29 protein-coding genes and 2 pseudogenes are annotated in these 25,555 nt (G+C 41.2%); 10 read left to right on the plus strand and 21 right to left on the minus strand.

What is annotated here, in order from left to right:
- The first annotated feature begins 498 nt into the window (after positions 1 to 498).
- From IM479_RS05925 to IM479_RS05950, 6 genes are all read left to right on the plus strand, one after another.
- A complete protein-coding gene (locus IM479_RS05925; protein WP_287685120.1) occupies positions 499 to 1,152 on the plus strand; it encodes a PEP-CTERM sorting domain-containing protein in 654 nt (217 codons plus the stop codon).
- 300 nt (positions 1,153 to 1,452) lie between these two features.
- The gene (hisIE, locus tag IM479_RS05930; protein WP_103111441.1) at positions 1,453 to 2,088 is read left to right on the plus strand and encodes a bifunctional phosphoribosyl-AMP cyclohydrolase/phosphoribosyl-ATP diphosphatase HisIE; all 636 of its coding nucleotides are present in this window, start codon (positions 1,453 to 1,455) and stop codon (positions 2,086 to 2,088) included.
- 156 nt (positions 2,089 to 2,244) lie between these two features.
- The gene (locus tag IM479_RS05935; protein ID WP_287672015.1) at positions 2,245 to 2,394 is read left to right on the plus strand and encodes a hypothetical protein; all 150 of its coding nucleotides are present in this window, start codon (positions 2,245 to 2,247) and stop codon (positions 2,392 to 2,394) included.
- Positions 2,395 to 2,459: 65 nt separating this feature from the next.
- On the plus strand, positions 2,460 to 3,845 hold the full coding sequence (locus IM479_RS05940) for a dihydrolipoyl dehydrogenase family protein (protein ID WP_287685121.1): 1,386 nt from the start codon (positions 2,460 to 2,462) through the stop codon (positions 3,843 to 3,845).
- A 25-nt stretch (positions 3,846 to 3,870) separates the two neighbouring features.
- The gene (gene tmk / locus IM479_RS05945; protein ID WP_286825190.1) at positions 3,871 to 4,494 is read left to right on the plus strand and encodes a dTMP kinase; all 624 of its coding nucleotides are present in this window, start codon (positions 3,871 to 3,873) and stop codon (positions 4,492 to 4,494) included.
- Positions 4,495 to 4,498: 4 nt separating this feature from the next.
- On the plus strand, positions 4,499 to 5,992 hold the full coding sequence (locus IM479_RS05950) for a thymidylate synthase (protein WP_287078241.1): 1,494 nt from the start codon (positions 4,499 to 4,501) through the stop codon (positions 5,990 to 5,992).
- 144 nt (positions 5,993 to 6,136) lie between these two features.
- On the opposite strand, the gene IM479_RS05955 is transcribed toward IM479_RS05950, so the two are convergent.
- Positions 6,137 to 6,688, minus strand: coding sequence for a thioredoxin family protein (locus IM479_RS05955; RefSeq protein WP_287077380.1), 552 nt, complete (start codon positions 6,686 to 6,688; stop codon positions 6,137 to 6,139).
- Positions 6,689 to 6,729: 41 nt separating this feature from the next.
- On the opposite strand from IM479_RS05955, the gene IM479_RS05960 reads away from it, so the two are divergent.
- A complete protein-coding gene (locus tag IM479_RS05960; RefSeq protein ID WP_004163818.1) occupies positions 6,730 to 7,134 on the plus strand; it encodes an NIL domain-containing protein in 405 nt (134 codons plus the stop codon).
- Between the two features lie 234 nt (positions 7,135 to 7,368).
- Positions 7,369 to 8,778, plus strand: coding sequence for an isochorismate synthase (locus tag IM479_RS05965; protein WP_287685710.1), 1,410 nt, complete (start codon positions 7,369 to 7,371; stop codon positions 8,776 to 8,778).
- A gap of 11 nt (positions 8,779 to 8,789) precedes the next feature.
- Here IM479_RS05965 and IM479_RS05970 read toward each other — a convergent pair whose 3' ends face one another.
- The 7 genes from IM479_RS05970 to IM479_RS06000 form a co-directional block, all read right to left on the minus strand.
- Positions 8,790 to 10,166: an aldehyde dehydrogenase gene (locus IM479_RS05970; protein WP_287685712.1), complete on the minus strand. Its 1,377-nt coding sequence runs from the start codon at positions 10,164 to 10,166 to the stop codon at positions 8,790 to 8,792.
- 30 nt (positions 10,167 to 10,196) lie between these two features.
- The gene (locus tag IM479_RS05975) at positions 10,197 to 11,675 is read right to left on the minus strand and encodes a hypothetical protein (protein WP_287685714.1); all 1,479 of its coding nucleotides are present in this window, start codon (positions 11,673 to 11,675) and stop codon (positions 10,197 to 10,199) included.
- A gap of 101 nt (positions 11,676 to 11,776) precedes the next feature.
- Positions 11,777 to 12,568: a TIGR03943 family putative permease subunit gene (locus tag IM479_RS05980; RefSeq protein WP_287685716.1), complete on the minus strand. Its 792-nt coding sequence runs from the start codon at positions 12,566 to 12,568 to the stop codon at positions 11,777 to 11,779.
- 24 nt (positions 12,569 to 12,592) lie between these two features.
- Positions 12,593 to 13,603 (minus strand): permease, encoded by a 1,011-nt coding sequence (locus IM479_RS05985; RefSeq protein WP_287685718.1) that lies wholly within the window; start codon positions 13,601 to 13,603, stop codon positions 12,593 to 12,595.
- A 347-nt stretch (positions 13,604 to 13,950) separates the two neighbouring features.
- The gene (larE, locus tag IM479_RS05990; RefSeq protein ID WP_286825838.1) at positions 13,951 to 14,760 is read right to left on the minus strand and encodes an ATP-dependent sacrificial sulfur transferase LarE; all 810 of its coding nucleotides are present in this window, start codon (positions 14,758 to 14,760) and stop codon (positions 13,951 to 13,953) included.
- Positions 14,761 to 14,973: 213 nt separating this feature from the next.
- Positions 14,974 to 15,234, minus strand: coding sequence for a type II toxin-antitoxin system RelE family toxin (locus IM479_RS05995; protein WP_286825839.1), 261 nt, complete (start codon positions 15,232 to 15,234; stop codon positions 14,974 to 14,976).
- Positions 15,235 to 15,450, minus strand: coding sequence for a hypothetical protein (locus IM479_RS06000; RefSeq protein ID WP_286825840.1), 216 nt, complete (start codon positions 15,448 to 15,450; stop codon positions 15,235 to 15,237).
- A 233-nt stretch (positions 15,451 to 15,683) separates the two neighbouring features.
- Here IM479_RS06000 and IM479_RS06005 point away from each other — a divergent pair, with 233 nt between their 5' ends.
- The gene (locus IM479_RS06005; RefSeq protein WP_287685720.1) at positions 15,684 to 15,998 is read left to right on the plus strand and encodes a DUF433 domain-containing protein; all 315 of its coding nucleotides are present in this window, start codon (positions 15,684 to 15,686) and stop codon (positions 15,996 to 15,998) included.
- A 232-nt stretch (positions 15,999 to 16,230) separates the two neighbouring features.
- Here IM479_RS06005 and IM479_RS06010 read toward each other — a convergent pair whose 3' ends face one another.
- The 13 genes and pseudogenes from IM479_RS06010 to IM479_RS06070 form a co-directional block, all read right to left on the minus strand.
- A complete protein-coding gene (locus tag IM479_RS06010) occupies positions 16,231 to 16,563 on the minus strand; it encodes a DUF5615 family PIN-like protein (protein WP_287685722.1) in 333 nt (110 codons plus the stop codon).
- Positions 16,563 to 16,784 (minus strand): DUF433 domain-containing protein, encoded by a 222-nt coding sequence (locus IM479_RS06015; RefSeq protein ID WP_002750124.1) that lies wholly within the window; start codon positions 16,782 to 16,784, stop codon positions 16,563 to 16,565. The genes IM479_RS06010 and IM479_RS06015 overlap by 1 nt, the downstream gene beginning before the upstream one ends.
- An 85-nt stretch (positions 16,785 to 16,869) precedes the next feature.
- Positions 16,870 to 17,016, minus strand: a pseudogene (locus IM479_RS06020) (PEP-CTERM sorting domain-containing protein); the annotation flags it as partial.
- A 40-nt stretch (positions 17,017 to 17,056) separates the two neighbouring features.
- The gene (locus IM479_RS06025) at positions 17,057 to 17,503 is read right to left on the minus strand and encodes an HNH endonuclease (protein WP_286825844.1); all 447 of its coding nucleotides are present in this window, start codon (positions 17,501 to 17,503) and stop codon (positions 17,057 to 17,059) included.
- Positions 17,476 to 17,742 (minus strand): hypothetical protein, encoded by a 267-nt coding sequence (locus IM479_RS06030; RefSeq protein ID WP_286825845.1) that lies wholly within the window; start codon positions 17,740 to 17,742, stop codon positions 17,476 to 17,478. Before IM479_RS06030 ends, IM479_RS06025 begins: the two co-directional genes overlap by 28 nt.
- Before the next feature lie 129 nt (positions 17,743 to 17,871).
- Positions 17,872 to 18,573: a PEP-CTERM sorting domain-containing protein gene (locus IM479_RS06035; protein ID WP_287685724.1), complete on the minus strand. Its 702-nt coding sequence runs from the start codon at positions 18,571 to 18,573 to the stop codon at positions 17,872 to 17,874.
- Positions 18,574 to 19,094: 521 nt separating this feature from the next.
- The gene (locus IM479_RS06040) at positions 19,095 to 19,244 is read right to left on the minus strand and encodes a hypothetical protein (protein ID WP_287075609.1); all 150 of its coding nucleotides are present in this window, start codon (positions 19,242 to 19,244) and stop codon (positions 19,095 to 19,097) included.
- Positions 19,241 to 19,627 carry a hypothetical protein gene (locus IM479_RS06045; RefSeq protein WP_287685725.1) on the minus strand — a complete coding sequence of 129 codons (387 nt, stop codon included), beginning with the start codon at positions 19,625 to 19,627 and terminating at the stop codon, positions 19,241 to 19,243. Before IM479_RS06045 ends, IM479_RS06040 begins: the two co-directional genes overlap by 4 nt.
- Positions 19,628 to 19,711: 84 nt before the next feature.
- Positions 19,712 to 20,053, minus strand: coding sequence for a XisI protein (locus IM479_RS06050; protein WP_287685727.1), 342 nt, complete (start codon positions 20,051 to 20,053; stop codon positions 19,712 to 19,714).
- Positions 20,041 to 20,455, minus strand: a pseudogene (locus IM479_RS06055) (XisH family protein). The gene IM479_RS06050 and the pseudogene IM479_RS06055 overlap by 13 nt, the downstream one beginning before the upstream one ends.
- A 237-nt stretch (positions 20,456 to 20,692) precedes the next feature.
- Positions 20,693 to 21,898, minus strand: a complete 1,206-nt coding sequence (locus tag IM479_RS06060; protein WP_286825848.1) for an argininosuccinate synthase — start codon at positions 21,896 to 21,898, stop codon at positions 20,693 to 20,695.
- A 162-nt stretch (positions 21,899 to 22,060) separates the two neighbouring features.
- Positions 22,061 to 24,052, minus strand: a complete 1,992-nt coding sequence (locus IM479_RS06065; RefSeq protein ID WP_287075615.1) for a DICT sensory domain-containing protein — start codon at positions 24,050 to 24,052, stop codon at positions 22,061 to 22,063.
- Between the two features lie 165 nt (positions 24,053 to 24,217).
- Positions 24,218 to 24,352 carry a hypothetical protein gene (locus IM479_RS06070; RefSeq protein ID WP_002736350.1) on the minus strand — a complete coding sequence of 45 codons (135 nt, stop codon included), beginning with the start codon at positions 24,350 to 24,352 and terminating at the stop codon, positions 24,218 to 24,220.
- 82 nt (positions 24,353 to 24,434) lie between these two features.
- Here IM479_RS06070 and IM479_RS06075 point away from each other — a divergent pair, with 82 nt between their 5' ends.
- Positions 24,435 to 25,373 carry an SGNH/GDSL hydrolase family protein gene (locus IM479_RS06075; RefSeq protein WP_287685729.1) on the plus strand — a complete coding sequence of 313 codons (939 nt, stop codon included), beginning with the start codon at positions 24,435 to 24,437 and terminating at the stop codon, positions 25,371 to 25,373.
- The last annotated feature ends 182 nt before the right edge of the window (positions 25,374 to 25,555 follow it).

A 25,555-nucleotide genomic window follows, 5' to 3' on the forward strand; every position in this document is an offset into this window, starting at 1 on the left:
CCCCGGCGACTGTTCGAGTTTTGTCAGGGAGATTATGGTGGTGACCCTTGCTACGAAGCGGTCTTTTCCGACCAAGGTTGGGACGGTCTACCACCTCTCTCAATATACAAGGTTGGGTTGAAGCATGAAACCCAACGCCCGATTATGTTACGCTACCGCTAACCCATCCTACAAATAATTGTGCCTCCCTACTTAACCCCGTCCATTGCCTTGCACAAACTGAAGAACCTAAATGTTAAGTTTTATTACAGAATGCCAGATTTTTCCTAAAACACCTGGTTTTTTTTGGAGGTTCCGTTGTACCTAGATCAAGTTAAGAAAAGTTATATAGCAGTTTTCCCAGAAGTGATACCCGATTGAGACGCTGAAAAGCCTATCTATAAGGAGACCTACTGGACATTATTGCACTAAAAACCGCTATATCGAGAAAACTTAACGTTTTTAGAACTTTTCTTGACTTTGATTTTATCCAACAGTGTAAAGCTGGAGAATTCAGTTATGATGACAACCAACAAATTAACCAAAACCTTTGCTTCCGGCTCTCTAGCCATCGGGGTTCTCGCCGGCTCGGTGTTTGCCGCTACCAGTGCGAGTGCCGCGACCTTAACTTGGACGGAATGGACGAGCGGAAATGCTCTTGTTCAGGGGGACAAAAAAATTACGTACGTATCGGGTGACATTGGGGCCGAGGGTGTGGATAACGTTTATCTGACCCAGGTTGGTACTGACTATTATTTCGCATACGATGCTATGGCAGGTCTCGTTGCGACTAATAGCAATTCCGGGTCTTTCACATATACAATCGAGGTCATTAACTCCAGCAATCTCATTGTCGGGGTTGACCTAGATTCAACCATATCATCCGGTTCCAACTACGGGAATGTAACCGAGACATTTGCTGAGATACCTGGGCTCTCCTTAGTTTCAGTTAACGGCTCACAGGACCCCGTTGTCGGTTTCACCCCTATCACCCCCAAGGCACTGTTGACCGTCACAAATACCCTAAATCCTAATGCTGGCCAAGGTCTATTCAGTTTACAAAATTCTTTCCACCAAATTGCGCCCACTCCCGTCCCCGAACCGGGTACTATCCTCGGACTTCTGGCAGTGGGTGGTTTAGGATTGGTTTCCCGCTTCAATAAGCAAAAATAACAGTTACCAATGTGTGCAAGACATTGATAACTGTGAGGTCGAAACAGCTAAAGGTTAGATACCCTATAGGGATTTCTAGCTTTTAGCTTTTTCTTAGGTGTTGATTCTAACACAGCTTTGGGGTTTTGGGGTGATCAGGGGGAAAATTCAGGGACTTTTTCCCTGAAAATAGGTAAAACCCTACACCCCGAACCGCCGAACGGCCGAAGCCTGCTCCCACGAAAAACTTTTTGCCGCAAACCCTATATAATTAAGCTTTGGGTAATTTATACCACCATAATTCTTGACCGCAAAAAACTGATGTCTTCTTTGCTCTCTGCTATTCCCCTCGACGCGATCGCTTATAATCCCCAGGGTTTAGTACCAGCGATCGCTCAAGACTATCTTGATGCTACAGTGTTAATGATGGCCTGGATGAATCGGGAATCCCTCGAAAAAACCCTCACCACTGGGGAAGCATGGTACTGGAGTCGTTCTCGTCAAGAATTATGGCACAAAGGAGCCACTTCGGGCCATATCCAAAAAGTGCGTCAAATTCGCTACGATTGCGATAGTGATGCCATCTTGCTGACTATTGAGCAAATCGGTGATATCGCCTGTCATACCGGCGAAAGAAGCTGTTTTCACCAAGTAAATTGGCAAAAATCACCGCCAGCGGCCGATACTCTCTCGGAATTGTTTAAGGTAATTTGCGATCGCAGAGACGATCCTCATCCGGAATCCTACACCTGTAAACTTTTGGCCGGAGGAGATAACAAAATTCTCAAGAAAATCGGCGAAGAATCGGCAGAAGTGGTCATGGCCTGCAAAGATAATGATGGCGATGCTATTGCCGCAGAAGTGGCCGATCTTTTTTATCATACCCTCGTCGCTCTCGCCTATCATCAAGTCCCCCTGCGAGATGTCTATAAAAAACTGCAAGACCGGCGCCGGTAATCAGTTATCAGTTATCAGTAATCAGTTATCAGTTATCAGATTTGAGTTTTAAGTGGGTGGGTGGAATTAAATATAAGATGAACGTAGGTTGGGTTGAAGCATGAAACCCAACGCCCGATTATGTTACGCTACCGCTAACCCATCCTACAAATAATTGTGCCTCCCTACTTAAGTGTTAAGTTTCCGATTCCTGAATACCGTCTCCTGATTCCTGAATACCGTCTCCTGATTCCTGAATACTGTCTCCTGATTCCTGAATACTGTCTCCTGATTCCTGAATACTGTCTCCTGACTCCTGTCTCCTGACTCCTGACTCCTGATGACCGACTCCTGACTCCTGATGACCGACTCCTGACTCCTACTTTATATTTGTGGTTTACGACTTAGTAATTATCGGTGCCAATCCTGCGGGGATAGAAGCGGCTTTGTTGGCTGTTCACCTCAAAAAAAGGGTGGCTTTAGTGCAACAGCCTTCTAGCGACAATTTAGAGGCATCTGAGGACATTTTTAGCAAGGGCTACAGCCAAATTATCCATCTCTATAAACTGCTGAATCATTGGCAAGAAACGGCCATTTATCCCCAATGGCAACGGTTGCGGGAATGGTTAGAGGAAGTAGATAAAAGTATTAATAAACATCATTCTTTGGCGAGATTAGCCACGGAAGGAATAGATGTGATCCCAGATGGGGGGGAATTTGTCCGGCTGCCGCGTTTAGGATTCGTGGTTAACGGTCGGCAATTGTTGGCTAAACACTATCTTATCGCTACTGGTTTTTATCCGCAAGTACCGAGAATTTTCGGCTTAGATGAGGTTAATTATTTTACTGCTCAGACCCTTTGGCAAGAGCCAAATTTAGACAAGTTGGGACAACATTTAGCGATTATTGGCAACAGCAGCATGGCTGTGAGTTTGGCACAAATTCTCCGACGTTTAGGGAAAGAAATTAGCTTAATTATCGAGGATAATTATCTACTGCCGGATATTGATCGGGAAATCTCCCATTTAGTTACTGCCATTTTAGAAGCGGAAGGAATTAAGATTTTATCCGGCTATTGTCCTAGTCAAGTGAAAGCGATCGAGGGTCAAAAATGGTTACAATTAGGCAATCGTGTCATGGAAGTTGATGATATGATTTTTGCTGGTAATTATCAAGTCAATGAACAGGGATTAAATTTGTCTGGGGTGGGAGTTAAACTAGAGCAAGGATTAATTAGGGTTAATCGGCAATTACAAACTGATAATTCCCGCATTTATGCCCTAAATTTGCTCAGAAATAATTATCCAGATCCTACTTTAAATCACTGGGCCGCTTTTGGGTTAGTCAAGCATCTGCTCACGGGAGAAAAATTTAACTTTAATCCGGAGCAAATTCCCTCATTTATTGCTTTCGATCCTGCTATTGCTTGGGTGGGTTTAACTAGAAAAGCAGCCGAGGACAGCTATGGTGAGGAGGTAAAGATGATCAACTATCCCATCAAAAATATGGTCCCACAGCAAATCTGGGGGGAAACCACGGGATTTTGTCAATTAATCTACCGACAAGATGGTAAAATACTGGGAGCGCAAATAGTCGGTACTCAAGCAGCAGAAATGATTAGTATCATCAGTTTAGCTTTACAAGAAAATTTAACTATACAATCCCTCAATAAAAATATTTATGCTTGGGGAAGTATGGGAGAGATTATCGGAGAAATGACGCAATTAATACCCCAGAAAAAATCTTGGTTAACTTGGCTAAAACAATTATTCAAATAATTAGAGCGAGAAAGAAGATTAAATTATGAAACCGAAATTTATTGTCTTTGAAGGTATTGATGGTTCTGGAACAAGTACCCAAGCAAAACTCTTACAAGAATATTTTTTAAAGCGAGGGGAAAAAGCAGTTTTAAGTCCGGAACCTTCCGAGGGAGTCATCGGTCGTTTGATTCGAGAAATAATGCAAACTAATCTTATTTCTATCAAAGATCAAAATAAATTTGACCAACAAATGGCCTATCTATTTGCAGCTGATCGCCATGATCACTTATATAATGATCACGATGGCGTTTTTAAACTTATTCACCAAGAACAAACCCATGTTATCACTACTCGTTATTATTTTTCTTCTTTGGCCTACAATTGCAATAATCCCGAAGAATTGGCTTTTGTTCAGCAGTTAAATCAACATTTTCCCAATCCAGATTTAGTCATTTATATCGATGTTATTCCTGATATTTCTCTAGCAAGAATTAAAAACAGAGCCATCACAGAAGTGTACGAAAAACAAGAAAAATTAATGAAAGTTCGTCAGATGTTTGTCGAGATATTTAAAGAATATGAAGATAATTTTTTACAACTGGATGGCAGTGATACAATAGAACAGCTTCACCGAAATATTATTAATTATCTTGAACAATTAATTTAAACCCATGCTTAGTACAGAAACCACCCCTAAATTCACCTACCAACCCCACTATAAACCCAATCAATTAATCTGCGGTCACGGACAAACAGCAATTATCACCGGATGGACAGTAAAACAGTCCCTTGCTAAACATTTAAATCCCGACCAATATGCGGTAATTGGTAATCTTTATAGTCCCACCAGAGGAATTAGTCCCCTGCTGAGAAACTTAATAGCAAATCCCCACGTTAGATACTTAGTTATTCTCAGCGCGACTAAGGAAGATAAGAACTCCGGTAGCTGTCAATGTTTGCTAGATTTTTTTAGTCAAGGATTCCAGTTAGGAAAAAGTGACACAGGTAGAGAATGTTGGGTAATTAATTCTCTTATCAGGGGATACATTGACAAAGAAATTGACAGAGAAATTCTCGAAAAATTGCGTCAATCAATTCAATATCAACCAGTTAAATCTATCCCAGAAGCGATTGAAACTGTCCAAAGTTATGCAAAACAATCCCCCTTAACAACTTGGGGAGAACCATTAACTTTTCCTATCTCAGAAAATCTTCCTTCTCTCCTACCCGGGACAAGATACGGTCATCGCATTGAAGGAAAAACTATTGCCGAAACTTGGGTAAAAATTCTCCAAAAGATTAAAACCACCGGCACAATTAGACCGACAGGATATGATGGTAAATGGCAAGAATTAATCGACCTAATGGCAATTGTCACCGATGAACCCCGAGACTTTTATTTTCCTGAACCTAATTATTTGCCTATAGATAGAGCTTTTCTTACCGAATATATCGGACAAATTCTCGATGATTCCCCTATACACCAAGGAGTTAAATACACCTACGGTCAAAGATTGCGCTCTTGGTTTGGACGGGATCAAATTACACAGGTTATTAATAAATTAATCTCAGAAATTGACGCTGCCAGTGCAGTTATGTCCCTCTGGGATGTGAAAGACCACGAAAAGGGAGGTAGTCCCTGTTTAAATCATATTTGGGTGCGAGTGGTGGAAAATGAATTATCTCTCACCGCAATATTTAGAAGTAATGATATGTTTGCCGCTTGGCCGGCAAATGCCATGGGATTGCGCGCTTTACAGCAACATATTTGCCAAGAAATCAATCAACGCTCCCAGTATAATTTAACCTTAGGTCCATTGATTACTATTAGTCAATCGGCCCATATATACGATGATACTTGGGAGAATGTCGAACGATTAATCGCCACCCAGTACGATAAAATTGTCAATCAGCGTGATTTTTTTGACCCTAGCGGTAACTTTTTGATTTCTCTAGAATCAGAACAAATTATTGTCCAACAAACTACTCCCGGCAGTGGGGAAATTGTTGCCTGTTATCAAGGCAAAAATCCCCTCAAATTAATCCGCGAGCTTGCAACAACTAATCCCGCAATTATTCCCGAACATATCGGTTATCTGGGAATCGAGTTACAAAAGGCATACAATTGCCTCAAAAATAATCAACCATATATGCAAGACCAGTAGGAAGTGGGAAGTTTCAATGAACAATGAACAGTGAACAGTAAACAGTAAACAGTGAACAGTAAACAGTGAACAGTGAACTGATAATTGATAATTGATAACTGATAACTGATAACTGATAACTGATTACTGATTACTGATTACTGATTACTGCTTAACTTGACTGCCGTGACTGCGAGGATCGGTTTGACTAGCACCCACAAGAACATTAAAATCAGAAGTCTGTCCGGTAGTGGTGGCATAGGGTAGGGTAGAATTAGTTAAAAGTGCTTCTAAATTAGCAGTTAAAATTGATTTTGGCTGTTCTCCAATCGCTTGGGCAACTGGTTGTCCTTGATTATTTAAAAAGACAAAATGGGGAATACCATCCACACGATAACGGAGAATTTCCGGCAACCATTTATTATTATCAACGTTGAGCATGACAAAATTAATGGCATTACCGTATTGTTTTTTAATTTCGGCAATTTCAGCGGCCATCGCCTGACAACTGGTACACCAATTAGCATAAAATTCTGTCAGGGTGGGTTTACCATTGCTGAGGGCAAGATCGAAAGGTGTCGCTTTTTCCGCTTGCGCTTCCAAAGATACAGAACTAGCGGTGGTTTGAAACCCCAAGAAAATCGCTACACTAAGAATAACTGCCGTTACTGCCAGCAGCAGATTTCTGATTTTATTGGTGGGTGTGGTGGCTGTCATGGATAGTCTCTCAAAAATTATTCCTATCCTATCCTATCCTCATGAAAAAACGCGTTACTCTCACTTTTCCCAAAAAAGCCGTCCATATGCCCGTTACCTATCGACTGGCGAAGGATTTTAACGTCGCCGCTAATATTATCCGCGCCCAAGTTGCCCCCAATCAAGTGGGAACATTAGTATTAGAATTATCGGGAGATATCGATGAGTTAGAAGCGGCGATCGAATGGTTACAATTACAAAATATTGGCGTTTCCCAAGTTAGTCGCGAAATCGTCATTGATGAAGAAAAATGCGTCGATTGTGGGTTATGTACGGGAGTTTGTCCCACGGAAGCTTTAACCCTTGATCCCGAAAGTTTTCGTCTTAAGTTTTTGCGTTCCCGTTGTGTGGTTTGTGAACAATGTATCCCCACTTGTCCCGTGGCGGCAATTTCCACAAACTTGTAAAGTAGCAGTTATTAAATTAATTTTTTTGCCGATTTAAATAATAGCCATCTCTGGAGATTTTAAGCCTTCATTTGTCTCCAACACGGTTAATCGTCACAAATATCCCGGTCCCTTTCTACCTAAAGACCCTTTCTCCGATACCATAGTTAAAAAGAGATGTTGACTCTGGCCACATCTGTGGGGATTACATACCATTAATCATGGTTTTTTTGCAAAAAATACAAAAAACTTGACATGACTTCTGCCGTTCCTCGCCTTTCCTATCCTGATAGTCCGATTGCTGATCTTCGCGGCCTCTATAACTTTATCCTCAACCTGCAACTGTTAGCCGCAGAAAAGGGCAATCCGTCGATCGTCAGTTTTTGTCAAAAAATTTCCCCCGTTGATCCCCTAGAAATTCTCTCTCGGATTGCCTCTAGCTATCCCACCCATTGTTATTGGGAAAATCCCCAACGAGAAACCGCTTTTCTCGGCTACGGCATCGCCTTTGCTGCCACTTTCCACGGCAAACAACGTTTTTTAAAAGCTCAAAAATTTATTGAAAACTGTCAACAAAGAATTATCAAAATTGATAACTATAGCGAGATTACTCCCCGCATCTTTTGTAGTTTCACTTTTTTCGACTCGGAAAGAGCTACCCCCTTTCCCTCAGCTACCCTAACCCTGCCTAAGTTTCAAATTATCAAAAAACAGTCGGAATATTTTTTCCTTACCAATCTCCTAATCACCAGCGAAAAAGAAATAGAAAACTGCCTCGAAGAAACTATCAACAACCTCAAAATTATCCAAAATAACTCGAGCAATTGCCGACAAAATACCCACCAGGCTCCCTGTAGTTACTATATTCATCCTACCTATAATTTTCAAGCGGCTGTTGCCGATGCACTCCAATCTATCCACGCCCAAAATTTTAGCAAAATTGTCCTCGCTCACGCTCTTGACGTGATTTCTCCCCGTCCTTTTCATCTGGTAAACTGTCTCGATAATTTGCGTCAGCGTCATCCCGATTGCTACACTTTTTCCCTCGGCAATGGACGGGGAGATCATTTTATCGGCGCTAGTCCCGAACGCTTGTTAACTGTCCATCAGGGGCAATTAATCACCGATGCTTTAGCGGGATCCGCCCCCCGGGGAGAAAATGCGATCGAAGATGCTCTCTTGGCCAATAAACTCCTCGCTAGTGAAAAAGAACAACGGGAACATCGGGCTGTTAGTGACTTTATTAACCAAAAACTGCGACAAATTGGCTTAAATCCGCAAAATTCTCCCTCTAGATTGTTAAAACTCTCCAATATTCAACATCTCTGGACTCCTATCCATGCCAAACTAAAACCCTCCATCCATCCCCTCGAAATTGTTGCCCAACTACACCCCACTCCTGCTGTCGCAGGGGTTCCCACGGAGATCGCTTTAGCACAAATTCGTCATTATGAAACCTTCGATCGCTCTCTTTATGCCGCTCCTTTGGGTTGGATTGATTGTCAAAATAATAGTGAGTTTATTGTTGGTATTCGTTCGGCCTTAATTGAAGGCGATCGAGCGCGATTATACGCTGGTGCGGGTATTGTTGCCGGTTCCGATCCAGAAAAAGAACTAGCAGAAATTCAGCTTAAATTTCAAGCTCTCTTAAAAGCTTTAACTTAAACTTTAGCTTTTTACCGAACTAATAACTTAAATAAGTCTAATTTACCCTTAAAAGGCGGATATTTTAAAGCGGGATTGAACCAAAGAGGTGTTTTCATAATGGCTTTTTGGTGACTAAAATTCTCAAAGGAAAAACGACCATGATAGCTACCAATACCGCTATTTCCTCGACCACCAAAGGGTAAACTAGGATTAGTAAAATGAAAACTATTGTTGTTAATACAACCTCCCCCAAACTGGACTGATTCTAACCATTTCTTTTCGGTCTTTGCCTTGGTAGTAAACAGATAAAAAGCTAGAGGGTTAGGATTTTTAGCAATAATTGCTAAAGCTTCCTTAAAAGTGCTAAAGGCAATGATCGGTAAAATTGGACCGAATATTTCCCCTTGCATAATAGGAGCATCGAGGGAAACATTAGTTAATAAAGTTGGTTGAATATATAAATTTTCTCGATCGGTTTTGCCTCCAAAAACAATCTCACCATCTTGGAGAAAGTCAATCAGGCGATCAAATTGTTTCTCATTAATGATCTTACCATAATCAGCACTTAATCTCGCATCTTCACCGAAAAAATTAACAATAGTATTAGCTAATTCTTTGATAAAATTCTCCTGCTGGGATTGATGTACTAAAACATAATCAGCTGCGATACACATTTGACCAGAATTAGAGAATTTTGTCACGGCAATGCGACGGGTTGCCACGGAAATATTAGCATCAGCTTCGATAACACAGGGACTTTTTCCTCCTAATTCTAGAGTAACAGGAATTAACTTTGCTGCCGCTAGTTGATAAATAATTTTTCCTACCCTTGTACTGCCAGTAAAAAATATATGATCAAAGGTAAAACTGTCTAACATATTCGGAATTACTTCCGCACCATCTCCCAGGACAATTAACACATATTCTTCAGGGAATATTTCTTGAATTATTTTAACTACTAATTTTTCCGTCGCTGAGGCAAATTCACTCGGTTTTAATACCGCACAGTTACCGGCAGCAATGGCACCGACTAAAGGCACTAATAACAATTGGAGGGGATAATTCCAAGCACCAATAATTAAAACCACTCCTAAAGGTTCCCGAATAATCTGACTGGAGGATGGGAAATTTAAGAGATTAGTTTTAACAGTTTTGGGTTGCATCCATGAGCGCAAATTTTTTAAAGCGGTATTAATTTCCACCAAAAGAAAGCCATTTTCAGTAATCCAACAATCTTCGGGACTTTTCTTTAAATCGCTATATAAAGCTTGATATATCTCTGCTTCATATTTAATGATTGCCTGTTTTAACTTCTCTAACTGCTGACGACGGAATTGATAGGAACGAGTTGCACCACTGGCAAAATACTGACGCAATTTGGCTAATTTTTCTGAGTTTGACAGCATCGAAATAATTCCTAACTTAATGATGAAATTCTACGGCATCCACTGGGGACGAATTCCCGCTAGAGGTAATTCAATTAAATCAGATTTACTTGCTTTTACTCCATCTTGTAGGGGAGGAATTAACATCCACAAACGACCACCGATAATTGTTTCTCCTGAATCGGTAGTCAAGGGATTAGTCGGATTAGTATCATAACTGGTGCGAAGTTGATCAAAAATAATTGCTAAACCATCGGGAGATAAACTAATGTGAATATCACGATAATCAGCTAATTCCAGTAGGGGAGTCACTTGACCGGTCTTCACATCTATTTTAGCAAAATAGGGTTTTTCTTTGTACTCTTGACTGTTAGTAACTAACTCGGTTAACAAACAATATAAATCACTACCAGTGGCATTAAATTGACAATCTATAATCGAACCTTGTAGATTGAGTAAGCGTTTTTGTAATCCTTGATTATTGACATAAAAAAGCGATCGAATATAACGCATTTTGGCATTATCCGTATTAAAATTCACCATTGCTGCGGCCGTACCATCGGCAGAAAAATTCAAAATTCGCCCAAATTTTGGTAAAAAATCTAGGGGTTTTGTTTCGGTTTTTAAAGGCAAAAGCGCAATTCCTTCCCCCTGGGTGACAGCCAAAGTTTTACTATCAGGTGCAATCAAAAATTCCCCACCTTGGATGTTTAATTGTTGGGGGTTTTCCCCCGGTTTAACTGCCCATAAATCGAAGTTAATCGGATTGCGGCGCTCAATTCTCTGCACGACAATAGTTTCCCCATCTTTAGCTAAATCAAAGTGATTATTTTGATAATCTTTATTGTCTAGCACTAACTCAATTTTTAGAGGCGATTGACTGCTATCAACTTGGTAAAGCTGCAGTTCACGAATTCCCTCTATCCCCCGATTTTTCGCCACGGCCGAAAAGAGGATTTTTTTACCATCAGGATAAAATTCAAAAGCCATAACGGTCAAATTTGCGGGGGTTAAGAGGGTTTTCTTCTCCTCGGTCAAGTTATAAAAAATTAATCTTCCCTGTTCTTCCCCATTAGTGCCAATATAGGCAAAAGCACGATCGCGACTTTTAAATTCTCTTTCAAAGATTGCTAGGGTTTGTCCTAATCGATTACCGCTGCGAAATTGTTCCCGCGCACCTTCAATTTGCAGATGATATTTTTCTCCGTAGGGAATGGGAGAAGTGAGAGTATAAGCTAATCGTCTTCCGGCCCAACTAAACTTACCCGGCAGCGGAGGATCGATAACTAGATTTTTTTCTACACTAGCATGATCTATGGGGCGATCAAAAGTGATAATAAATGCTTGATCTTCCGAGCCAATTTCTCGATTTTCCCAGCTAAATTCCTTGACCCTTGGACCGGTTTGTAAAAGACATTGATTACCACAGCTATTACCTAACCAAATTAAGCCACCAATTACTAAGGTTAGCGATACAATTAATGTTATCGCTAATTTATCAATCGGTTGTAGTTGTAAAGTTTTCAGCATTATAGTAGATAGTTAAGCTGCTCGCGTATTTAAATTGCTTGTTGAGACGAGGCACTCTTGCCTTCCGAAGCTGATAACTGATAACTGATAACTGATAACTGTTAATATCCGTAGGGATCCACAGGAGTGGGTATAGATTTCACGGATTTAGCCTTAATTACTAATTGTCTTCTGGTGGTTGATTTTCCCACCTCTACGGGTAAGGATTCCGTGGCCATTTCTCCGGTGATTTCTAACCAAGTATCATTGGGATATTGACTGCGACTTCCTGATAGTTTCACCGGCAAACCCACGGGATAAGCATCTACGGCACAACAGGTAAGAATAAAGCGACTAATTAATAAATAATTATCGGGTAGTTGGGGCAATTGCACCACAAAACCTGTGACTTTTACCGGTTGTCCTGTGTAAGCATCAGGTTCAGGATAAGCATTCAAAGTTCTTACCCATTCAATTAAACTTTTTTCCTCCGGTTTAACGGTAGTGCCAAAGGATTGAGTTTGCACGCGAGTTAGGGGTAAAGATTCACTAATTCCCCTCTGTAATGCGATTTGACTGCTGAGGGGCTGCGGGGCGATAAATAGACCTAAAAGGGCAGTTATTACTAATAAACCTGAGCCAAAATGTTGAGGAAGAATGGTAATATGCGATCGATTATCATTACTATCTAAATTAATCTTTTTTTGCCACTGTTTTAACAATGTCCAAAGCTTGACTATTCCCAGAAAAAATAAAGCAATACTGGTGATAAGAACCAGAAGAAAATAATTAGGATGAATTAGTAAATTTAACCGTCCAGTGATCCAGTATTTAAATAGTAACGAACCCCAACCGATTAGGGCAATAATATCGATAAATTGGGGGGAGATTATTTTTAGACGTGATGAATTCATGGGAAAAACTATCCGGGTACTGACCTAAAATAAATAACTGTGAGACAAGGTGAGTAAAAAAGTCATTTGCGCTGCTAAAGCAAAGAGATAAATTAACATTCTCGGTTTAAAAATAGACAACATTAAACCAATCCCTTTTAGGTCAATCATTGGACCGAACACTAGAAAAGCCAGCAGGGAACTACTGGTAAAACTAGAGGCAAAAGAGAGGGCAAAAAAAGAATCAACCGTGGAACAAATTGAAACAATTACTGCTAACAGCATCATGGCCAAGATCGAAGTAATTGGATCCTGACCCAAATTAAGAACAAATTCCCGGGGAACAAATACCTGTAAACCGGCCGCTATAGCACTTCCTAAGATTAACACTCCTCCTAATTCCCGTAATTCCATCACCACGTTTTCCAGAAAAGTTAACCAGCGCCTTTTCATCGGGATAGCTTGCACTGCTGGTAGGACAGCAGTAGCGGCAAAACTTTCATCTAAGCGCAAAGTTTGCCCAGAATTACCGATCAGAAAAGAACCGGATTGTAGTAGTAGTGGGATAGATTCTTTTTCCGGTATTTGCGGTTGCCAATTGAGACTTTTTGCCAAAGAGGTTTGTAGGAGCGGTCGGGGATCTTTTTGGATACTAAAGATAATACCGATAACCGTAGCGATGAACAAAGAAAAGATAACTCGATAGAAAACAATTTCCGGTTGATCGCGAAAAGCTACCCAAGTGGACCAGATAACAATCGGGTTAATTGTCGGCGCTGCTAACAGAAAACTAACCGCTACTGCATTCGGCATTCCTTGCACAAGTAAACGTCGCGCCACAGGTACATTGCCACACTCGCAGACGGGAAACAAAAAACCAATACATCCCCCCACAAATGCTCCTAAAACAGCATTTCGAGGCATCAGAGCAACTAAGCGACGTTCATCGACAAATATCAAAAGAATACTAGAGAGAATCACCCCTAGCAGCAAAAAAGGCATAGCTTCCACCAACAGGCTCAGGAATAGGGTAAAGGCATTTTGTAGTTGACTCATCTATCCTCGCCTTGGGAATTAGAGGTTTAGGGGTAAAGACTTAGGAACCCTAGAAAAAGGTTCATCAGTCCGCTCCCTGGCTTTTTAACATTTTTTTAATATATCCGATCGAGTGACCGGTTATCAGTTATCAGTGACCAGTTATCAGTTATCAGTTATCCGTTATCCGTTATCAGTTATCCGTTACAGCCTTTCTCGTCAAGATGAAGTATAACCCAATTTGGTATTGACGACCGACGACCGACTCCCCAAAACGAAAACTTCGTACCTCACCATTAAGATAACTGTTAGAGCAGATTTGAGTTTTCAGTCCACTGATTACTGATTACTGATTACTGATTACTGATCTAGAGGACTCGATTAAGCTTGCCGCTTTGATAACCTTCTAGATCGAGGCTGACATAGATAAAGCCTAATTTTTGCAGATCAGCGACTAATTCGCTTAAATTTGTCCGATTAATAAAGTCGGGAATTTCTGCTGCCGGTAATTCAATCCGTGCCGTATCGCCGCTCGATCGCACCCGTAGTTGACGATAACCTAATTTTCGCAGATAAATCTCCGCCCGTCCGACTCTTTGCAATTTCTCCAGGCTAATTTCCTCCCCGTAGGGAAAACGGGAACTTAAACAGGGTTGCGCCGGTTTATCCCACCAAGGTAAATTTAAGTAACGAGATAGTTGACGAACTTCGCTTTTTGTGATAGCAATTTCCGCCAAGGGTGAACGAGCGCCGCGCTCTCTGGCTGCTTGAATCCCGGGACGATAATCCCTTAAATCATCAGCATTAACGCCATCGATGACGTAGGCATAACCACGAGCGAGTGCAAGGGGTTTGAGGGTGTCATGTAGCTCACTTTTGCAGAAATAACAGCGATTAACGGGATTACTGGTGTAATTGGGGTTATTCATTTCCTCGGTTTCCACCAATTCGTGCCGAATACCGATATAATCGGCTTGAGCGATCGCTTCTTCCAATTCTTCCGGCAGTAGGGAAGGGGAAACCGCCGTAATTGCCAATGCTTGACCCCCTAGCAGATCATAGGCCACTTTCGCCACTAGGGTACTATCCACGCCCCCAGAATAGGCAATCAGAGCCTTTTCGCTGGTTTTTAAGAGGTTTTGTAATTGTCCGAGTTTATCAAGTAATTGACTGTCCATGGCGGCGATTTTGGCAACTGGTTTAGGGAGACCGTTTTTATTATATGTCGTGCCGTAATTAATCAGGGCTATCGATCGATTTATATTGCCATAATTTCGTCAATAATTGGGCTGTCTTTGGCAATTTTTACTAGAAAATAATCTCGCTATTCTAAGGATGGACGGTTAAAATGTGTCTTAGGTTATTGCTGATCCCATTATTTTAGTAAGTATTTAGTCATAAACTTCACTTCTATGACCTACTCTAATAATAATAATTATCCTACTCTCTCGATCAAATTCATAAATAACCCGATAATCTCCTACTCTTAATTTATAAAACCCTGACCATTCTCTCGTAAGAGGTAGGGGGGTTATCTGTTCAAAGTTGATGGCTAACCATTCAATTTTATTAAGAATCCTCAGTCTGATAAGATCAGTGATCAAATCTAAATCAGTTATCGACTCTGGTTCAAACGTAACAGAATAGCTCATTTAAGGTTCTATCCCATATCTTTTATCCACCTCAGCTGCGGGAATAGTCGGTCTTCCTTGTAATCTTTTTTGTTGGATTTCTAATAACTTTTGTTTAAAAGATTCTTTAACTTGTTTTCCCTCATCTGGATCACCAAAGTATTCATCCAGAGTATCATCTACTGTATTACGGATTAAACTTTGTAACTCTTGGCTAGTCATGTCTTTTATCTGCATATTTTCTCTAATTAAAAAATAGAAACATACTCAAGAAACATTATAACAAATTGCCGAGGAAACGTAAAGGACAGGGAATATAGAGTCCATTTGGTATCTTTCCCAAAATCATTACCCAGTATGGATTAGAGCGAATTAGCCAAAATACCTGTAATTCTTACCCGTGAAGCGTCACAAGAGAGATACCAAATAGGTTCTATAATTTAAATGCGTTTTAGCTTAACCCTCTCTACATGACAACAACTCTCACAGACTATAAATATATTGCAATTGATCATCGGGGAGTACCAATAATTGCGGGTTCTACCCTGAAAGTGATTGAGCTAGTTATGGCACAAATAGCTTACGGTTGGACTCCAGAAGAAATTCACATTAACCATCGTGATTTAAGCATGAGTCAAATTCACTCAGCATTAGCTTACTATTGGGAACATAGAGAAGAATTAGATCAAGCTATCCAAGCTGATTTAGAATTTGCCCAAAAAATGCGGGAAAAAGCTGGAGATTCTCCCTTTGTTACCCGACTTAAAGCACAGGCAATAAAGTAGTGAATCTCAAACTTTATCAAGAGTGATTTTTACCCAAGATAGCGATTTTTAAATAGAAGCTAGTCGTCGTCAAACAGAAGGAATTGAATTTATAGGGATTGGGGACTGTATTAGAGATTTAGAATTAATTGCGAAACTGGGAAAAAGTGAAGAATTTATCAATATAAGACAATATTTACCCCTTTAATTTTTGTTGATGATAAAATTTAGCTTAATTCAAATGATCCCCAGATTAGGATAAAGCGATGATACCAAGATTTTGATCTCCCTCAAAAGATAAAATAGCTTCGTAGTTATCTCTTAACAATGATTCTATAGTTTTAGTAGAGCAATTTCCCAAACGAATCCAAATTACTTTAGGCGGAAAACCTTTAAGAATTAGTAATTCATTAAAATCAGAATCTTTGGTGACAATAATATAGTCTTGTATTTTAGCGATTTCCCAGACATAATAATCAGATTCTTGGTCTAATCCCAGCAAGTAAAGATGATTAGAATCGGGATAAATATCAACTAATAGACTAACTAAGCGAGGTGATACATTGTGATCGAAAAGTAATTTCATTAGTTAACTAAAATGGTTTGACGCTCACGCTCTGCGGCATAACTCAAACAGGCTAAAATATCCGCCTTGGTTAAGTAAGGAAAATCTTCTAAAATTTCTTCATAAGTCATTCCCGAAGCCAGATAGGAGAGAACATCATAAACAGTAATTCTCATTCCTCTAATGCAAGGTTTTCCGCTCCTTTTTCCCGGTTCTATGGTAATAATATCTTTGTATGACATAATGTTGATTAACTGGTGATCAAATCTAAAATTGATGATAGGATATCGGGGCAACCCCTCTGTAGTTGCCCCTCTTAAGGATAATTTATCCCCGACGACGAAGGGAAGCGACACCCAACGCACCCACAGCGATTAAACTCACTATACTCCTAGGTTCCGGGGTTGACACAGCACCGCCACCAGTGGGAGTGATATCCCCATTAAGAGCCACAAACCCACCACCTGGAATATTAGATGCGCTTACCCTGAGTTTATTCCGCTTTCCCAAAGATTCAATCCTGACAGGGATCTGACTGGGGAGGATGCCACCCTGCCACAACCCAAAACTGGCGCGCTGTTTGGATAGATGGTTCATCCCTTTGTTCATCATTAAAGTCAAAACGATAACAAGTCGCTCTACCTATAGGAGTTATGCCGATAATTTTTAGTCCGTCTTTTGTCCAGATAAAATGTTCTCCCCACTGCTGTACTCTGGGATTAAATAGAGAGACTTCTGTTTGAGTAGAAGGGTCAATCGCTGTGGTAAAGTTATAGTGTCGCTCGTTACAACGATGACAAGCCAAACAAAGATTGTCAGGATTATCAGTCCCCCCCAAGGACTTTGGCAATATGTGGTCAAGGGTAAAAAGGTCTGGACTCAAGTATTCTGGAGAATGACAATATTCACAAAGATATTTAGCTCGTTGTCGGACTATTCTTCGAGTTGATAGGGACACCATTGACTTTTTGTGGCAAGTTGGGCGTTAATAAGCGTAAAAATGCGCTCTAGTTCAGAAAGTCCGCCATACTCCGCTTCTTCGTCAACAGAGAGACTGTCAGTTTTCTTCTTAGCTAATAACTGCTCAAAACGAGATTGTAGCTCTGAAGTAAACCTGAATAAATAAATGTTACCAAATTCGCGCAGTTCAACCCCTTCTCTCATTAAAGACGAAGGTTGAATCATTAATTGGGGAGTCATTGGCTCTATTGATTGTTATTCCTCTTTCACCCTATCACCTTAACAAATTGCCGAGGAAATGTAAAAAAATATTGATAATATTTAACCAATTTCGGGGCAACTACAGGGGTTGCCCCTCTTAAGGATAATTTATCCCCGACGACGAAGGGAAGCGACACCCAACGCACCCACAGCGATTAAACTCACTATACCCCTAGGTTCCGGGGTTGATACACCACCGCCACCAGTGGGAGTGATATCCCCATTAAGAGCCACAAACCCACCCCCGGCAACATTAGCAGAGTTGAGACCGAAGAATAAGACTGTAGATGAATTAGCCAGTCCATAGACACGGAACTGCACCGGTCCGGTTTGGGGTGCTAAACTGCTTAGGTCAAAGCTGTAGGTATTTGAGCTAGTTGTTAAATTAACTTGTGTCCCTAAATTACTGGTGAACCCATCAACACTGGAGCGCAAGACTAAATCTAGCTGAAGTCCATCATGCTGCGCATTGAGTTGCAAGTTAGTAAAATCGACTTGAAAACCTGCACTGGGACTGACGGCAAATTCGACATATTGGCTGGGATTAACAGTGCTACCTGTATTCCAATGCTCTGTTCCTCCACTTGCATCACCCAACGTGAAATCAGAAGTTAAAAAACTATTAAGCCTCTTTATCCCAGCGGTATCTAAGCTAGTGCTGGTTATATTCGCACCCACAGTATCCGCCGCTTTGGGGTAGGTTGCGGCATTAAATTCATTCCAACCAGCTACGATTGCTGCTTGAGCAGGAGCAACCCCAGCTAACCCTATCAGAGTCAAGGGGGTTAAAATTGTCAGGAATTTTTTCATGGATTTGATGACAGTAATGATACAAAAATATGATCATATTCAACGCTAATTCCACGTTAATATCCTGCAACTGAAAATATCACAAGGGGGGGGGAGTCAAGGGCTATTTAATCATAATAAATTATGATTTTTACATTTAAGCTAGTTTTAGCTTATATAAATATTTTTGAGTCGTTGCAAAGTTCTACCTTGCAACGCAGATAAGCGAGGTTCTACCTCTACTTATTTCTTTGACCCAAATTATCACCTTCGCTCCTAGGTTCCCCCGCAATAAATTGACTGGGTGCATCTTACATTTGCAGGAATACCGACAATCAGCAATTATCAGTGACTCTTAGATGATTACAAATGTGTCAGCAGCTGTCTGTAAGCATCCCACCGAAAAACTAATGCGCGGGGGGTTTGGGGGGTAGAACCCCCCAAAAGCTTGGATTGAGTCATAAAATCGGAAGTGATACTAAATCCGTTAAGTATAGGCTATATATCGGGAGAGGCACTCATGCAAAAGGGGCAGTAAATAATCAGTTTTTAATAACCGGATTTAGTATGATATGTTCAATCTCCAGCAATCCTAACACATATTTTTGTAAACTTAAACAATACCCACAGCGATTGTTAGCTTGTTGGCGAATTTTATCTTTAGTATAGTCGGGAATAGGGTTAGGATTCATGCTTCTAAGGGTGAAATTAATCCTCTTTTAAACGCTTCATTTAATGCTTGAGACTTCTTTAACAAGTTTATTTGATAAATTTGCATCAATGACCAAAGTTCCCTATTTTCAAAGGTTGATAAATCCCTCTCTTGTTGTTCATTGAGCAACTCGCTTAATCTTTGATCCTGTTCTGATGCCATTTGTAATTGAGTTAATTTGATAATTTCTTCATCTGATAATGAATTTAGGGATGAGATTTTTTCGCCTTGATAATTGGGACTAATAGAAAAAGCGATCGCTTCTACTAATATATCATTAAGATCACGGTTAATTGAATGGGCTAAGGATTGAGCTAGATTAAAAATCTCATCAGGTAAAGTTAAAGTAATTGAAATAGCCATAAGCTTTTTTGATGCTGGTTTATAGAGATATTATAATTATAACTCAAATTTTTTGGCGATTTCGAGGCAAGATTTGCCGATAACTTAACTCACAGCAAACCCTGTTAACTTACGAGTTTCCAGATCGTAAAAAGCTAAAACTATATCTTCTTTAGAAATACCCTCCCTTAATAATTCCGTAGCGATACCTTCCTCAGTCCCATCCTCCTCAATATAAATCTTCTCATTTTTAATCCTAATATGGACTTGAATATTCCTGATTTTTTTCTTGCCTTCCCAACCCATAAAAAGCCAAAAATACTGATCATGTATCTCATCAAAAACCAGACAACTTTCTTGATCTAAATTAGCAGAACCAGAAACCCATTCGTGATATTCTGTTAATACTTTTTTAATGGCATTGCGATATTTTTCTAGTCTATCCATTGTAAAATTTTCTCCTTTTCCATTTCAACAACCAGCAAAAGTAATTGATTTATTTTCACAATATCCTGAATTGATTCTCGTTGGAAAAAATTTTCATAAATGCTGTCTTTAATGGCTAGATAAATTTGATATTCTGGTTCGGTAAGACTGATTAAATTTCGATATAAAATATATTGTCCTAAAGCTATTTCAAAATCTCTCATAGGTGAGGGACTTAAAAAGCTTTTGATTTCTACAACAATTTTACGTCCATTTCTTTCAGCAGCCAAAGGTTTTTCTGCTGCTAAATCAGCAAAAATTCAGCATCTTTGTATTTAATTTTATAAGGAGCAGCTAAAATCCTCCAACCGTCTTAATTAAGGCATTTTTCACGGCTTCATGGTAAATATCTTTTGCTGGCATGGTTCTAAAAAAGTAATTTCATTAGTTATATTCAATTTTATTAACAATCCTAAGTCTGATAAAATCGGTAATCAAATTTAAATCAGTTATCGAGTCTGGTTCAAATTTAATTTTTGTTGATCCCCCCCTTCTCCCCTTAATAAGGGTGTTGATCCCCCCTTCCCCCCTTGATAAGGGGGGTGTTGATCGCTGGGGGGATCTGAATTAACACCTACCTACTTAGGGGAGAATTGTTGATTACTTCCCTCTAGTTTTTTCGGCCCAAACTTTGCTGGGTAATCCCCAAACATAGATGAAACCTTCGGCAGCTTTATGATCAAATTGATCCTCGGCCCCATAGGTAGCTAAATCGGGAGAATAGATAGAATTGACTGACTGACGACCGACCACTTTAGCGTTACCTTTAAACAGTTTGACTCGCACCGATCCCGTTACCTGTTCTTGGGTTTTGAGGATAAAAGCATCGATCGCTTCCTTTAAGGGACTGTACCACAATCCTTTATAAATTAACTGTCCGTAGGTATCTTCAATTCCCCGTTTATATTGGGTAACATCTCCAGTTAAAGTCAAACTTTCTAGGTCTCGGTGAGCATCAATTAAAACTAATAAAGCCGGGGCCTCGTAAATTTCTCGGGATTTAATTCCCACTACCCGGTTTTCGATCATATCTAACCGACCAACACCGTGTTTACCCACTAGGTCATTTAATTGACTAATTAGCGTCACGGGAGCGAGATTTTCTCCGTTTAAACTGACAGGAATCCCCTGATTAAAACCAATATCGACGTATTCCGGCTCGTTGGGAGTATCGGCGATCGCTTTGGTCATTAAATAGATTTCTTCCGGGGGTTCCGTCATCGGATCTTCCAAGGGACCGGCTTCAATACTGCGCCCCAACAGGTTACGATCGATACTAAAAGGCGAGGATTTTTTCACGGGAGACTCGATCCCGAATTTTTCCCCGTAGGCGATGGTTTCTTCCCGGCTCATGCCCCATTCCCGGGCGGGAGCGAGAACTTTTAAACTAGGATTGAGGGCCATAATGCCCACATCAAAACGCACCTGATCGTTACCTTTGCCGGTGCAGCCGTGAGAGACGGCATCGGCCCCGTATTTCTCGGCGGCCTCTACTAATAATTTAGCGATTAAAGGACGAGCCAGGGCGGTAGAAAGGGGATAACGATTTTCGTAGAGGGCATTAGCTTGAATTGAGGGAAAAGCGTATTCTTTGACGAATTCTTCTTGAGCATTGACGACTAAGGATTCGATCGCTCCGCAGCGCAGAGCTTTTTCTTGAATTGGTCCTAATTCGTCTCCCTGTCCTAAATCGGCGGCTAGGGTAATCACTTCTTGCACTCCCCATTCCTGTTTGAGATAGGGAATACAGACGGAAGTATCGACTCCTCCGGAATAAGCTAAAACCACTCTATTGGCGCGTCCCATAATTTTTTCACCTAAAAACGACTAATTGATTACTCTTTTAAGTTTATTATATATCTTGGGGGTTTGATGCTTCTTTTTTAATGCTTTTTTGTTTAGTTTTTGATGAAGAAAAGGAATAGGAAGTCACGAGCAAAGAGCAAAAACTAAACGGGCAACCAGCCGCTATTTACGTTTACTGGCAGGACGACGGGAGGATTTTTTAGGAGCGGTATTTTGGGGATTATCCTTAGTTTTATCTTTAAATACTGGAATAGTAAAATGAAACTGACTGCCGTTATTTTTTCCCTGGGATTCTGCCCAAATTTCGCCGCCCCAACCATTAACGATCTGACGACAGATAGCCAGTCCTAAACCGGTTCCCCCGGCACTGCGTCGCAGGGCCCCCTCCTCTTGGTAAAAGCGATCAAAAACCTGTTCTAAACGATTGGGTTCGATCCCGCGTCCAGTGTCAGAAATGGTTACTTCTAGAGTTTTTGGCTTTCCCGAAGCGACTTCGATCGAGACACTTCCCTCCCGTCCGGTAAACTTACAGGCATTATCGAGCAGTTTGGAGAGTAATTCCACTAACCACTCGCCATCGGCTAAAACAAAGGGCAGATTGGGGGGGACAAGATTGATAATTTTTGGGTTGTCGTTGTCGAGATTGCGGGAGTGAACGTGACTGATGGCTAATTCCACACATTCCGATAAGGATAAAGCTTCGGGATTCCAATTAACCCGGCCACTTTCTAACCTAGAAAGAGTTAAAAAATCTTGGATTAATTTACGCATTCGTTCCGCATCTTTCAGGGCAGTATCAAGCATAATTTGGCGCATTTCTGCCGGCATATCCGGTTCCGAGGCCAAACTTTCTAGACAGACTTGAATGGTGGAGAGGGGGGTGCGTAATTCGTGGCCGGTAATGGCGACCAAATTAGAACGAGTGCGATCGAGGGCGGCCAATTGTTCATTTAAATCCTGTAAATTAGCGTATGCCTCTGCTTGAATGAGGGCGACTCCGATTTGAGTGGCCACCGCATCCACAAGGGCGACATCCTCGCTTTTCCAAGTGGTGGTATAGGGTCCACAGTGATGCAGTTCCAACATTCCCAAGAGACGACTTTGGTAAAAAATCGGTACTAATAACCAGGAATAGATGGAACATTCCCGCACGAGATTTTGAATGGAATCGCCGGGGAGACGGGGATCGTGAATAGCGTCTTCGATTTTCAGGGATTCTCTCAATTCCAGCACTTCCTGAAAAAGAGGATTATTTTTCAGTGGCCATTTTTGTCCTTTGATGGAACTAATGCCGGGGTTTAAAAATTCGTGTTCGATGGTGGCGTTAATGTCGGCCTCATGACAACGATAGACCACGCAGCGACAGACTCCCAATCCCTGCCCCAATTTCTGCACTGCCACCTGTAGGATAGCTTCCGGATCGAGGGAACGACGGATCGAGGCTGTCACCGAGTTGATCAGTCTTTCCTTGTGTTCTTTCGATGCCAAGGAACGATTGGCTTTCAGCAGTTTATACTGTCCTGCTTGCAAATAAGTGACTAATCGCTGGATAAAGGGATCTGCTTCCTCTTGATGATCCCTGTCCGTCAGTTCACAGATCAGGTATTCTTCTTGGGCGCGCCTAATTTTCTCCGCTAGTTCGGGACGATAATCGAGAATATGATTTAAAAGAATTTGGGCGGCCTGTTGACTGCCATGGCGATCACTCGTCCAAATCCCCTCAAAACGACGATTATTATCCATAGCTGCCCCATTTTCCCCCTCTGCTGTCAGATGGGTTCGTTCCCGACAGATTAAACAACTAGCATAATGGCGACCGATAACCACTAGATGCCATTCTTGGGCTAAACTGTCCTCCGGTTGAAAAGCGATCGTCTCGTAAATGTCGGAACTATGCTTAAAATCGGTTTCTGGGGCCGACAAAACATAAACTTGCCCGCTTTTGTGGGCAATGCGTCGATAGCGATGGGCTTCTTGACGATAAAAGCGCTCACGCTGAAAACTGGCAATCACTAACGGTTGATCGTCTTCCGCTAAAACCTGATCCTCCATGGCGTGGGATAACGCAGTCAGGGATGCTTTGAAGTACATCTGCGATCGCCATTGGGGGAGTAACTGCAACAGTTCTGTTAAAACAGAAGTTGATCTGCTCATCGATGATCTGTTTCGAGTCGAGTGTGACTAGCAAGCGCGATAGAGGGAACTAGCAATTTATCCCTTGACCCTATCCTACAGGCTCAAGGGGACAAGAGGTGAGATCGTGATGGCAAGAAATTTAAACCGAGTGATGCCAAAAGTGAGCGAAATTATTCTAGTTAACTAGATGTAGGCGACTTTCATTGCCCAAAGAATCAGAGCAATAATACTACCGATAACGATAATCGACGATATCGCCACTACTGCCGGTTTATCGGCTCCCTCGAATTTCATGATGCCACGATTTAAGTCTGACATTGCCCTTAACTCCTTTTCATGAGATGGATGTAGAAAGTATGAGACACTTTAGGATCATAAATTAGCGAACTCTCATCTATCCGTGTTATTAGAAATTGGTATCATTCGGCTGTCTTTAATCATTCTAGGCGTTCTTTTCGCCCTTGCCCTTTTCCTTGAGGCTATTTTAAGAATTGTCTTCGGGTTCGGTAATCCGCTTATTTACGAAGCTGATGCCGAAATTGGCTATCTTTTGGCTCCTAATCAACAAACGCGCCGTTTTTCTAATCTTATCGCCGTTAATCAGTATTCGATGCGGAGCGATCCGATTACACCTCAACGGCCCCCGGAGACGACGAGAATACTGTTAATCGGTGATTCGATCGCTAATGGCTCCTGGTGGACGGATCAAAAAGAGACCATTTCTGCTTTAATCACCAAAAATTTAGGCCAGAATCTGACTGGTTCAGTGGAGGTTCTCAATGCTTCGGCCAATTCTTGGGGACCGCGCAATCAATTGGCTTATCTGCGACGTTTCGGAACCTTTGAATCCCAGGTGATTGTGTTATTAATGAACACCGATGATCTGTTCGCTTTAGCTCCTAGTTCGGCGGTGGTGGGACGAGAAATTAATTATCCCGCTCGCCGGCCGGCTTTAGCTTTAATCGAATTGTACGATCGATATTTTAAGCGTTATCCTCCCCTACCACCGGTGCGAGAAGGGGGCGATCGAGTGGACAATAATTTAACCGCTCTTGCCCAAATTCAAGCCCTTGCTCAGGCTAATCAAGCCCGTTTAATTATCGCTATTACCCCCCTAATTCGCGAAGCTCAAAAACAGGGGCGAGATTATGAATTAAAAGCCCGTCAAAGACTAGCAGATTTCACCAGCAACCAGCAGATTTTTTATCTAGATTTTCTGCCCATTTTTCAAGCCCATCCCAATCCCGATTCCCTCTATATCGATAATATTCATCTCAGTCGAGACGGTAACGAGTTAATTGCCCAAAAACTGACCGAGGCAATCAAAAAAGTCTTTTAATTAGGTTTGCCTGAAAAAGTTTCTTGCTGGGGGCATAATTCGGGTTTGCTGAAAGAAGCTACAACCTTTATTGGAAAAGGCTTTTAGCTAGATTGAGAGTCGCTTAGGTGCCCCTGAATCTGCTAAAATTACTCAAAACCCTTGCATCTTCTCTCCTTAGTACCAATGTATCGCAAGATTGA

It is taken from the genome of Microcystis sp. M165S2 (assembly GCF_020245885.1).
Classification (GTDB): domain Bacteria; phylum Cyanobacteriota; class Cyanobacteriia; order Cyanobacteriales; family Microcystaceae; genus Microcystis.

What these genes read in the sequence shown, in the direction of transcription:
- IM479_RS05925 (WP_287685120.1), top strand. Translation starts at nt 499, where the DNA reads ATGATGACAACCAACAAATTAACCAAAACCTTTGCTTCCGGCTCTCTA.
- hisIE (WP_103111441.1), top strand. Translation starts at nt 1,453, where the DNA reads ATGTCTTCTTTGCTCTCTGCTATTCCCCTCGACGCGATCGCTTATAAT.
- tmk (WP_286825190.1), top strand. Translation starts at nt 3,871, where the DNA reads ATGAAACCGAAATTTATTGTCTTTGAAGGTATTGATGGTTCTGGAACA.
- IM479_RS05950 (WP_287078241.1), top strand. Translation starts at nt 4,499, where the DNA reads ATGCTTAGTACAGAAACCACCCCTAAATTCACCTACCAACCCCACTAT.
- IM479_RS05955 (WP_287077380.1), bottom strand. Translation starts at nt 6,688, where the DNA reads ATGACAGCCACCACACCCACCAATAAAATCAGAAATCTGCTGCTGGCA.
- IM479_RS05960 (WP_004163818.1), top strand. Translation starts at nt 6,730, where the DNA reads ATGAAAAAACGCGTTACTCTCACTTTTCCCAAAAAAGCCGTCCATATG.
- IM479_RS05965 (WP_287685710.1), top strand. Translation starts at nt 7,369, where the DNA reads ATGACTTCTGCCGTTCCTCGCCTTTCCTATCCTGATAGTCCGATTGCT.
- IM479_RS05970 (WP_287685712.1), bottom strand. Translation starts at nt 10,166, where the DNA reads ATGCTGTCAAACTCAGAAAAATTAGCCAAATTGCGTCAGTATTTTGCC.
- IM479_RS05975 (WP_287685714.1), bottom strand. Translation starts at nt 11,675, where the DNA reads ATGCTGAAAACTTTACAACTACAACCGATTGATAAATTAGCGATAACA.
- IM479_RS05980 (WP_287685716.1), bottom strand. Translation starts at nt 12,568, where the DNA reads ATGAATTCATCACGTCTAAAAATAATCTCCCCCCAATTTATCGATATT.
- IM479_RS05985 (WP_287685718.1), bottom strand. Translation starts at nt 13,603, where the DNA reads ATGAGTCAACTACAAAATGCCTTTACCCTATTCCTGAGCCTGTTGGTG.
- larE (WP_286825838.1), bottom strand. Translation starts at nt 14,760, where the DNA reads ATGGACAGTCAATTACTTGATAAACTCGGACAATTACAAAACCTCTTA.
- IM479_RS05995 (WP_286825839.1), bottom strand. Translation starts at nt 15,234, where the DNA reads ATGAGCTATTCTGTTACGTTTGAACCAGAGTCGATAACTGATTTAGAT.
- IM479_RS06000 (WP_286825840.1), bottom strand. Translation starts at nt 15,450, where the DNA reads ATGCAGATAAAAGACATGACTAGCCAAGAGTTACAAAGTTTAATCCGT.
- IM479_RS06005 (WP_287685720.1), top strand. Translation starts at nt 15,684, where the DNA reads ATGACAACAACTCTCACAGACTATAAATATATTGCAATTGATCATCGG.
- IM479_RS06010 (WP_287685722.1), bottom strand. Translation starts at nt 16,563, where the DNA reads ATGAAATTACTTTTCGATCACAATGTATCACCTCGCTTAGTTAGTCTA.
- IM479_RS06015 (WP_002750124.1), bottom strand. Translation starts at nt 16,784, where the DNA reads ATGTCATACAAAGATATTATTACCATAGAACCGGGAAAAAGGAGCGGA.
- IM479_RS06025 (WP_286825844.1), bottom strand. Translation starts at nt 17,503, where the DNA reads ATGGTGTCCCTATCAACTCGAAGAATAGTCCGACAACGAGCTAAATAT.
- IM479_RS06030 (WP_286825845.1), bottom strand. Translation starts at nt 17,742, where the DNA reads ATGACTCCCCAATTAATGATTCAACCTTCGTCTTTAATGAGAGAAGGG.
- IM479_RS06035 (WP_287685724.1), bottom strand. Translation starts at nt 18,573, where the DNA reads ATGAAAAAATTCCTGACAATTTTAACCCCCTTGACTCTGATAGGGTTA.
- IM479_RS06040 (WP_287075609.1), bottom strand. Translation starts at nt 19,244, where the DNA reads ATGAATCCTAACCCTATTCCCGACTATACTAAAGATAAAATTCGCCAA.
- IM479_RS06045 (WP_287685725.1), bottom strand. Translation starts at nt 19,627, where the DNA reads ATGGCTATTTCAATTACTTTAACTTTACCTGATGAGATTTTTAATCTA.
- IM479_RS06050 (WP_287685727.1), bottom strand. Translation starts at nt 20,053, where the DNA reads ATGGATAGACTAGAAAAATATCGCAATGCCATTAAAAAAGTATTAACA.
- IM479_RS06060 (WP_286825848.1), bottom strand. Translation starts at nt 21,898, where the DNA reads ATGGGACGCGCCAATAGAGTGGTTTTAGCTTATTCCGGAGGAGTCGAT.
- IM479_RS06065 (WP_287075615.1), bottom strand. Translation starts at nt 24,052, where the DNA reads ATGAGCAGATCAACTTCTGTTTTAACAGAACTGTTGCAGTTACTCCCC.
- IM479_RS06070 (WP_002736350.1), bottom strand. Translation starts at nt 24,352, where the DNA reads ATGTCAGACTTAAATCGTGGCATCATGAAATTCGAGGGAGCCGATAAA.